Source organism: Flavobacterium sp. (genome assembly GCF_043780635.1).
GTDB lineage: Bacteria > Bacteroidota > Bacteroidia > Flavobacteriales > Flavobacteriaceae > Flavobacterium.
Map to the genome: position 1 here is coordinate 1 of NZ_JAYWCK010000184.1, position 3,411 is coordinate 3,411.

At 34.3% G+C, this 3,411-nt stretch carries 5 protein-coding genes; 4 read left to right on the forward strand and 1 reads right to left on the reverse strand.

Annotation, left to right across the window (positions count from 1 at the left end):
• From ACH2BV_RS16125 to ACH2BV_RS16140, 4 genes are all read left to right on the forward strand, one after another.
• Positions 1-663 (forward strand): Rossmann-like and DUF2520 domain-containing protein (locus ACH2BV_RS16125; protein WP_395051801.1); only part of this gene is annotated, 663 nt, incomplete at its 5' end.
• A complete protein-coding gene (locus ACH2BV_RS16130) occupies positions 647-1,174 on the forward strand; it encodes a KdsC family phosphatase (RefSeq protein WP_395051802.1) in 528 nt (175 codons plus the stop codon). The genes ACH2BV_RS16125 and ACH2BV_RS16130, both read left to right, overlap by 17 nt.
• Positions 1,175-1,245: 71 nt before the next feature.
• Positions 1,246-1,899: an HAD family hydrolase gene (locus tag ACH2BV_RS16135; protein WP_395051803.1), complete on the forward strand. Its 654-nt coding sequence runs from the start codon at positions 1,246-1,248 to the stop codon at positions 1,897-1,899.
• A 74-nt stretch (positions 1,900-1,973) separates the two neighbouring features.
• Complete coding sequence (locus tag ACH2BV_RS16140) at positions 1,974-2,819, forward strand: DUF2911 domain-containing protein (protein WP_395051804.1); 846 nt, start codon at positions 1,974-1,976, stop codon at positions 2,817-2,819.
• A 68-nt stretch (positions 2,820-2,887) separates the two neighbouring features.
• Here ACH2BV_RS16140 and ACH2BV_RS16145 read toward each other — a convergent pair whose 3' ends face one another.
• Positions 2,888-3,289, reverse strand: coding sequence for a c-type cytochrome (locus ACH2BV_RS16145; RefSeq protein ID WP_395051805.1), 402 nt, complete (start codon positions 3,287-3,289; stop codon positions 2,888-2,890).
• Positions 3,290-3,411 lie beyond the last annotated feature (122 nt).

Below are 3,411 nucleotides of genomic sequence, written 5' to 3' on the forward strand. Positions count from 1 at the left end.
AGACGAAAAGAAACCATCATTCCCCTACTCGATTCTAACAAAATCGCTAATAATTTCAATGATTTGGTCGAAGCTGACCTATATATTATAGCCGTTTCAGATGATGCTATTTCTAAAGTTTCGTCACAATTGCCATTTAAAAATCGTCTTGTCGTGCATACTTCGGGAAGTGTTCCCATAGATTCCTTGGATAATAAAAATAGAAGAGGCATTTTTTACCCTTTGCAAACTTTTACCAAAAACAAAGCTGTTGATTTTAGCCAAATTCCTTTTTGTTTGGAAAGTGAAAATGATTCTGATTTTGAATTATTGGAAAAAGTAGCCAAATCCATTTCCAATAATGTATTCAAAAGCAATGAAAAACAACGAAAAGCATTGCATATTTCGGCAGTTTTCGTCAATAATTTTGTGAACGAAATGTATCGAATTGGTAATGAAATTTGTGACGAAAATAAAATTCCTTTTGAAATCTTAAAACCATTAATTTTGGAAACCGTGAACAAGGTAATGACGCTGTCACCTTCAGCAGCGCAAACTGGTCCGGCAAAACGCAACGACACCCAAACAATCGAAGCTCATTTGGATTTTTTGTCCAATGAAAATCACGCAACAATTTATAAAATACTAACCCAATCAATACAAAATAATGGCAAAGAGTTATAAACAAATAATGAACGAAATCACCACATTTGTTTTTGATGTTGATGGCGTTCTCACTGATAGTTCCGTTTTTGTGACCAATGAAGGCGAGATTCTACGAACTATGAATATTCGTGACGGTTATGCGATGAAAGCAGCCGTAGAAAGCGGTTATAATGTCTGCATTATTTCGGGAGGAAGCAACGAAGGTGTTCGCGTTCGATTGAGAAATTTGGGAATAACCGACATTCACCTTGGCACACCGGATAAAGTCGAAACTTTTAAAGAATATATTGAACTCTATAATATTAAATCAGAGCAGGTTTTATATATGGGCGACGATATTCCTGATTATCACGTGATGCAATTAGTTGGATTGCCTACTTGTCCGCAAGATGCAAGCCCGGAAATAAAAGCCATTTCTAAATATATTTCGCATAAAAATGGCGGAAAAGGGGCCGTTCGTGAAGTAATCGAACAAGTAATGAAAGTCCAGGGAAAATGGACGATGCATTTTGATGGAAAACTGGATTAGTGGTCAGCACTCGATAGTTATCGGGATTTTTAAGTCTATGCAACCTATATACCCAAAACCCAATACCTAAAATGATACAAACCGTAATTTTTGATATGGATGGCGTAATTGTTGACACGGAACCAGTGCACAGTTATGCTTATTTTCAACACTTTGCCGAATTAAATATTGATGTTTCTAAGGATATGTTTACTTCATTTATGGGGAATTCCACCCGAAATACATTCCAAAAACTCAAAGAACTATTCCCTATTGACCTTGAAGTGGAGGATTTAATTCAAAGAAAACGCACTATTTTTAATGATGCTTTCGACAATAAGGAAGATTTATATTTAATAGAAGGGGTCGAAAAATTAATCAAAGATTTACACCAAAACGGAATGCAATTGATTGTGGCTTCATCGGCTGCGAAAGTGACAATTGACCGTGTTTTCAATCGTTTTGGACTCCATCAGTATTTTTCCCATATCGTTAGTGGAGAGGATTTTCCAAATTCAAAACCTCATCCGGAAATCTTTGAATTTGCCGCTGATTTGTCAATAGCTTCAAAAGAAAACTGCATCGTGATTGAAGATAGCACTAATGGAATAATTGCTGCAAAAGCGGCTGGTATCTTTTGCATTGGTTACAATAGCGAAAATTCAAAACTTCAAGATTTATCGTTGGCTGATGTTGTGATTAATCATTTTGATGAATTGAACTTTGAGAGAATATCAAAACTCTAATTTCAAATTATGGAATAATTAACATTTTTGAATACTTGAATTTGTAATTTTGAACAAATCTAAAATTTTATACTATGAAAAAAATAATTTTTATTTTGGCAATGATGATTGCAAATTACGCTATTGAAGCGCAGGTAAAAACACCTCAAGCAAGTCCGAAGTCAACATTAACGCAGGTTGTTGGTTTGACTACTGTAGAAATTGTTTATTCCAGACCCAGTGCAAAAGGAAGAGACGTATTCAATAATTTAGTTCCTTTTGGAAAACTATGGAGAACTGGAGCTAATGAAAACACTACAATCTCCTTTAGTGACGATGTAGTTATCGATGGAAAAACATTGGCAAAAGGGAAATATGCAATATTTACAACACCAAGAGCTGATAATTGGGAAATAGTTTTCTATACATCAACTGATAATTGGGGCACTCCTGAAACGTGGGACGAGACAAAAGTGGCTTTAAAAACCAATTCAAAACCTGAAATGCTAGGTAGAAATGTAGAAAGTTTTACAATTGGAATCAATAATCTGGATAATAATTTTGCACATTTAGAATTGGCTTGGGAAAAAACTTTGGTAGCGATTAAGTTTGAAGTTCCAACCCAAAAAACAGCAATGGCAAGTATTGATAAAGCATTAGCCGGACCAACAGCCGGAGATTATTTTTCATCAGCACAATACTTATTTCAGTCCAATGGAGATTTGGTAAAAGCATTGACTTATGTAAACAAAGCATTGGATATGAGCAAAGACAAACCATTTTATTATTATCGCTTAAAATCATTGATCCAAGCCAAACAAGGAGATAAAAAAGGAGCAATTGAAACGGCCAAAATATCTCTTGCTGGTGCAGAAGCTGCTAAAAATCAAGATTACGTAAAAATGAATAAAGACAGTATTGCTGAGTGGAGCAAGAAATAAAAGTCTCGAATATTAACTAAAAAGTCCCGTCTACTTTCGTAAACGGGACTTTTTTATGTTAAAAAAAATTATTTTTTCATAGTTCTTACATAGGCAACAACTGACCAAATTTCAGTATCACTCAATTTTTCTTTAAAAGAAGGCATTGGTTTTCTACCAATTTTTGTTTTGTAGAATAATTCGCCATCAGATAAACTTTGGAAATCTTTAGAAGAAAAATCACCACAAGAAATGTTAATTTTTTCTGCTTTTGTTCCATCACCAAGACCTTTTACACCGTGGCAAGATTTACAATCTTTTCCCCAAATAGCTTTTCCTGCCTCAGCATCTCCCTTTCCTTTTTTTGCAGCATCACCAGCAGGAACTTTCCATTCTTTTCCTTTCGGTTTTGCTTGTGCATTAGTAGTTTGAGTGAACGTAAAGACTGCTAAAATTGCTAAGCCAAAAAAGATTTGTTTTACATTTTTCATAATTCAAATTTTGATAGTATATTTAATTTTATTACTAATTTTTATCAGCAATGCCTAATTTTTTTATTTTAAATACTTGCAAAACTGCGTATAGTAAGGTTCCCCAAACCAAGGCGATAGCT

What these genes read in the sequence shown, in the direction of transcription:
- ACH2BV_RS16135 (WP_395051803.1), top strand. Translation starts at nt 1,246, where the DNA reads ATGATACAAACCGTAATTTTTGATATGGATGGCGTAATTGTTGACACG.
- ACH2BV_RS16140 (WP_395051804.1), top strand. Translation starts at nt 1,974, where the DNA reads ATGAAAAAAATAATTTTTATTTTGGCAATGATGATTGCAAATTACGCT.
- ACH2BV_RS16130 (WP_395051802.1), top strand. Translation starts at nt 647, where the DNA reads ATGGCAAAGAGTTATAAACAAATAATGAACGAAATCACCACATTTGTT.
- ACH2BV_RS16145 (WP_395051805.1), bottom strand. Translation starts at nt 3,289, where the DNA reads ATGAAAAATGTAAAACAAATCTTTTTTGGCTTAGCAATTTTAGCAGTC.